This window comes from Reinekea marinisedimentorum (assembly GCF_004341165.1).
In the GTDB taxonomy this organism is placed as follows: domain Bacteria; phylum Pseudomonadota; class Gammaproteobacteria; order Pseudomonadales; family Natronospirillaceae; genus Reinekea; species Reinekea marinisedimentorum.
This window is the reverse complement of sequence record NZ_SLZR01000038.1, coordinates 1-5,655: the sequence shown is the minus strand read 5'-3', so window position 1 is coordinate 5,655 and position 5,655 is coordinate 1. Positions and strand designations below refer to the sequence as shown.

Annotated in this window: 7 protein-coding genes; all 7 read left to right on the top strand. The window is 40.2% G+C overall.

The features are described from left to right. The first annotated feature begins 116 nt into the window (after window positions 1-116). Window positions 117-959, top strand: coding sequence for a hypothetical protein (locus BCF53_RS18840; protein ID WP_132704287.1), 843 nt, complete (start codon window positions 117-119; stop codon window positions 957-959). Between the two features lie 104 nt (window positions 960-1,063). Continuing rightward, window positions 1,064-2,299, top strand: a complete 1,236-nt coding sequence (locus BCF53_RS18835; protein ID WP_132704285.1) for a lysozyme inhibitor LprI family protein — start codon at window positions 1,064-1,066, stop codon at window positions 2,297-2,299. A 105-nt stretch (window positions 2,300-2,404) separates the two neighbouring features. Beyond that, complete coding sequence (locus BCF53_RS18830) at window positions 2,405-3,148, top strand: class I SAM-dependent methyltransferase (RefSeq protein ID WP_132704283.1); 744 nt, start codon at window positions 2,405-2,407, stop codon at window positions 3,146-3,148. 64 nt (window positions 3,149-3,212) lie between these two features. Beyond that, a complete protein-coding gene (locus BCF53_RS18825) occupies window positions 3,213-3,875 on the top strand; it encodes a nucleotidyltransferase family protein (RefSeq protein WP_132704281.1) in 663 nt (220 codons plus the stop codon). Window positions 3,876-3,904: 29 nt separating this feature from the next. Then, on the top strand, window positions 3,905-4,375 hold the full coding sequence (locus tag BCF53_RS18820; protein WP_132704279.1) for a hypothetical protein: 471 nt from the start codon (window positions 3,905-3,907) through the stop codon (window positions 4,373-4,375). 97 nt (window positions 4,376-4,472) lie between these two features. After that, window positions 4,473-5,030 (top strand): hypothetical protein, encoded by a 558-nt coding sequence (locus tag BCF53_RS18815; RefSeq protein ID WP_132704277.1) that lies wholly within the window; start codon window positions 4,473-4,475, stop codon window positions 5,028-5,030. Window positions 5,031-5,191: 161 nt separating this feature from the next. Continuing rightward, window positions 5,192-5,655, top strand: a 464-nt coding sequence (locus BCF53_RS18810) for a transposase (RefSeq protein WP_132704275.1), incomplete at its 3' end; no start/stop codon positions are given.

Here is a 5,655-nt window from a genome sequence, read left to right as displayed (position 1 = left end):
AATGCCAGTGAATCTGGCAGATTGGTTGGAATGAATAAATTTATGGAAGCTTGTGGGTTAGGCTGCGGAAAGTTGGTTAATCTACAGGCTCGTTAGTTCTTATCAAGGAGATCTTAGTGAGAGCACGAAATTTTATCTGCATATTGTTTTTTTCATCATTTTGCTGGTCATCTGAGATCAATGTAGGTGGAGTAATCATTGATGTTCCCAATCCTGATGGGTACAGTCCCGTAACAAGTAATATGACTCTCCTGAATGAAATTCAAAAGCAGTTCATTGCTCCAACAAATGAAGAGTTTCTTTCATTCATTCCCATTTCTGATGTTCCATCCGTATTAAAGGACGAAATACCCGATTTTCCGAGACGATTCACGGTTCAAACAGCAAAGAATCTAATCAATTTATCTGTAACATCCTCGAATTTCGCTGAGCTGAAAGAAGTTATTAAGACACAAAACACAGATATCATTAAAAAAGCGGAGGCTCAGTTTCCTGAATTAATGGATAGGGTTAATGATGGAATCAAGGAAGAGTTTGATGTTGATCTCGCTCTATCAATATCGCAAATGGTGCCTCTGCCAGTACATGAAGAATCTGAACGTATTCTTTCTTACTCGTCATACGTTAAGTATGAGATGGTAGACGAGTTAGGAAACCCAGCGCCTTTTGTATCAGTTGTCACGACTACACTCGTTCACATAAAAGGAAAGATCCTCTTTCTATATTCATATGCTGAAGAGTCCGATGTCGAATGGAGTAGAAATGCTTCTATACAATGGGCTGAGGAACTTATTAGACTAAATCCAATAACGGCCCAAGATACATTTAATGAAAATGCACCTTCAGTCGTTACTGGTATTGACTGGGGCAATGTATTAGCAAAAGCAATTGCTGGAGCAGTCATTGGGCTTTTGATTGGGTTTTTTAGCTGGGTCAGGAACCGAAAAACGTCGAACTAACAAGGCAATGAACTTCACGCGTAATCACCGCTTCGCGGTACGCGTTGGACTTAAACTCGCTGGCGCTCATTTAAGCCAGTTATTTTGGCGTTCTATTTAAATATATGAGGCAAGAATTGATAAGAAGCTATCTCAAATCATTTTCAACGGTTCTCCTATTAACTATCGGATGCAGTTTTAGTTATGCAGTCGCTCCGGCGTCAGAAGATCTAAATGGTAGGCCGTCATTTAATTGCTCAAAAGCCTCGACTGAGGTAGAAAAAAGTATTTGTAGTTCTAGTTCAGTAGCTGCACTGGATGTAGTTCTTAGTAAGGTTTATAAAAAAATTCTGGCCGCAGGCTTTGATGAGGTTAGGGAGACTCAAAGAGCTTGGCTAAAAGAAAGAGATCGTTGCTTACACGATGAAACATCAGGGTGGCTTCGAGAGCCATTAGCTAAATGCTACTCAGATAGAATAGAGGAGTTGCAGAGCCAATACTCAATTGATCTATCAGATGAGGAATATCTAAATGTTGCCAAGCTAATACTAAAGACGGTTATTTCGGAGAATGCAACTGATGGCGAGAAGTTTATCTATATTAGCAACTTTAAGGTTTTTGCTGGAAATCTATATGAAAACTTATGCTGGTATATCCCGGAGTACATAACATTTGAGAATGACTATTTTCTAAGTACTGCCTATAGCGGGTCGCAAACCTGTGGCGGGAGTTCGTTCCCTGTAAATGGATCAATAAACTATTGCAAGGCATCGGATGGAAAATTTGTAAAGGGTGACGTTTGGAGCTGTAGAGAACACAGCACAAATGTTGAGATTTTAATTAGTACTATTGATAGCAATTTATTTTCAGAGTTCACACCCTCTGGTAGCAATTGGGTACCTAGGGAATTCGATACGAATCAAAGTAGTCGGAATAAAATCATTCCATATTTATATAGTAAACAAATTCATATACTCAGTTCACCTTCTTTCTTTTCGGAAGGTTTTATACGGGCCATTGACGAAAATTTGGCAACTCTCAAGAAGGTATTGGGTTTTCCTGAGCAAGAAATAGCTTACCTAATGTCAGGAATGAAGTGCACTTATGAGTTAGTAACTTCTAATGATAACTGGGAATCAATTTTTAAGTCTAAGCCGCCAGGTAGGTGGGGTAAGGCCAAAGGATACTACTGGTATGGTCAGCAGTTCAGCGGTTGCGATACGTTTGATAAAAGAATTGAAAATGAAATGTATACGGAAAAAGAGCTATTTATATTGCTTTGGCAGCGCTTTTATACTGCAAAAACTATGGATATAGCAATATCGATGCTAGATCGTGAATTATCAGAGCAGGCTAAGTAAAAATAGAACAAGGCGCTGTAGCAATGCGGCCTTAAATACACCGCTTCGCGGCAGGCCGTAGGACTCGCATACGCTCGCCGCTAAGCTTGGCGTTAAGAACTGAATATGAGTGAACTAGAATTTTATAATAAACAATTTGAGAAATACGGTCGGTATGACCATGGAACCCAGGAATCGAAGAAACTCGATTTGTCGAATCCTGAGGACTACTTTGAAAACCTAATTCATAGCATTTCTAGTAAGGAAAAAACGCTTGTTGACTTAGGTTGTGGCGATGGACTTTTCACATCGACATTAGCGTCTTTAAATAAGCGGGTTATTGGGGTTGAACCATCAAACCTCATAAACGTTGCCTATGAGACTGCAAAGAACTGTGCTACCGAAAATCTAACTTTTGTAAGAGAAAATGCAGTGGATTTGGGTTTTGATGACTCGACAATAGATATTGTTATAAGCCGTCGGGGACCAAATCCAGCTGACGAAATTGCTCGGATACTGAGTTCTGGAGGCATGTTCGCTTTCATAACGATTGGCGAGCAAGATTGTAGGGAGCTTAAAAAATTAGTAGGTAGAGGGCAGCATTTTGGGGACTCATCAAGAGTAAAAGAAGAATTAGTTAATTTGTTTCAAGGCCAAGGTTTTGAAATTATAGAATGCCAAGATTTTTGTTACTCTGAAAAGTACGAATCTGAATCTTCATTGATTGAGTTCCTACACCAAGTTCCAATATTTGATGGATTTGACAGAGATGATTATTCCGAAGTGTCTAAATATTGCACAGGCTTTGAAAGGAATGAAATTCAACTTAATCGCCACCGAGTTGTTTTGTTGGCTAAACTGAGTTCTTAACAATCACGGGCAGTCGACGCGAAAAGGCCGCGCAACTGCCGCAAACGTTCTGTGTAGGAATCCTATGAGAGAAATAGCGCTTCGTGCAATTAGTGAATTAACTGAGAAGCATAATCCAGAGTTTATAGTCCTTTACGGATCAGTTGTTCGCGGTGATTTCACTGCAGACAGCGATATTGATGTTGCCTGTTTCTGCAAGGAACCTGAAGTTTCGAAAGATATACGTGTATTTGAAAATAAAAAGCTTGATTGTTGGGTTTATAGCTTAGAAGGCGCCGTTCCAATTAAAAGCGAGTTCCTGAGGTTTGTTGGTGGTGAGGTATTTCTTGATAACCACGGCATTGGTAAGAAGTTTATAAGAGGCATTACTGAGTTTTATGAAAAAGGACCTAATCAATTAAAACCTGATGAAATAACCCATTTAGTTGAATGGTCTAGAAACATGCTTATTAGGGCAGAAGGGAAATCAACTGAAGCTAAATACCGAAGAACCTGGTTACCATGCGAACTCCTTGAAATATACTTCAATTTAAGAAACCTTTGGTACCTCGGTTCTAAACAAAGCTTTGCGTGGTTAGAAGAAAATGATTCAGCGGCTTATCGATTATTTGATAAAGCGTTTTCTGACCCAACAGACTTATTAGTGCTAAGAGAACTAGTTAGTGCCGTAACAAACACAGAACAAGTACAGGCAATGGACGCGAAAAAGCCCGCGCCAATGCTGTAAACGTTACATGCCTAGGAGAATAATCAGCATTGGATGATGATCAATTTTACCCAGACTGGCTTTATAAAAAGCTAATAGAGGATGACTTACCTTGGGATCAAAAGTCACCGCATGATCTTGAAGAGTTCTTGAGTAAGTACACTCTCCATGATTCATTCTGGGTCGGTGTATTTCATCACGTAGCATTTGATAGGTCTGTTACGTTGGCATTTCAATGGGATTCCGTTTGGTTGCCAGACGAAGTAAAAGAAGGAACTTCACATGTTGATGATTGGCCGTACTTGTTTGTGCAACTCGACGAAGTGGAAGAAGTATCGAAAGCTAATTTCATAGAGTTAGATGGTATAAACCGCGCCATCGGCGGCGCAGAAATAATGAAATTGGAAGGTGCTAACCATTTAGCAATTGATGATGTTTATGGTGGCCAAGTGAACCTCGTCTTTAAAGGCAATAATTCTATTATCGCGCTTAACCCTGATGGTTCTGTGCTCGAAATATGAATGCATGTAACAAGCGCATGTCGTCGGACTGGTTTTCCGCTGCGCTCCAAACCAGACGCAAATGCGGGCGTTAAATTCTTGAGGGAGAAGGGGAATTATGAGAGAACTTCTAATTGGTTTTCTGTCTATTACCTGTTTTATAGGAAACGCTTACGCGGATGCTGACGGTGAATATTGTGTTGGTAAAGACTTCGTCGCAATAGATGCAAGAGGGATTTTGTTGTCTGCTGAAGGCCCTACTACCCAAATAGTCACAATTGATTCTGACGGAAAACTTGAGCGGCACGTGCTTTCTACACCTCCAAATTTGAATAAAAGACTAAGGTGTGAAGAGAGCAGGATAGTATTAAGTGACGGGCATATGATTGATTTAGAAAATCTAAGTGAGCCTGTTTTTAGAGAGGCACCAATTAATAACAAATCTGATTTCAATAGCTCTCTTCTACCATACATTGAAAGAGATAAAGCAATTAAAATAGATACTACAGATAAGTCTCATAACTATACTTTGCTATTAAGTCATATCACTGATATTCCAGAGAAAGGTATGAACTTGCACCATATATCTGCAAGAGTCGTGAAATCAACTAGAAGTGGGGATTTTGTTAGCTCAAAATTACTAGCTGAAGGCATACGCTTAGTAACGATCGACTAGTTCAAATTTAACAAAGGCCAGCAGCCAGTCCGTTCCGGACTTTGGACTAAAATTTCACTGGCGTTCAATTTTATCCGCTGTGGCGGACGTTGAGGCTGTAGAAAAACCTCAAAATCCTTCCCGAAAACTTTTAAAATGCATAAAGCAACGGAGTTTGTTTCATGCCTAAATTCAAGCACTACGATTTCAATCAAAGCTCAATGGTCGTGATTAATTATCAAGACCAGCTTCAATCCGGTACGTTCGAACACGCCATTCATTATCTAATCCACAATAAGCTCGATCTCAGTATTTTTAACGACCTGTACAGCAATGATGAAAGCGGTCGACCGGCTTATGATCCTGCTATTCTGCTCTCGATCATTCTGTTTGCCTATTCCAAAGGCATTACTTCCTCTCGGGAAATCCAATGGTGCTGCGAGACTAACGTCATCTTTAAAGCGCTCTCCTGCGATACCGTGCCACATTGGACAACCATTGCCAAATTCGTTAGCCGGTACCCCAAGAACATGACGGAACTGTTTGAGCAGGTGCTGCTGATTTGCCACGAAGAAGGGCTATTAGGTAATGAACTGTTTGCGATCGATGGCTGCAAGATGCGTTCAAACGCCGCAAAGGAATGGAG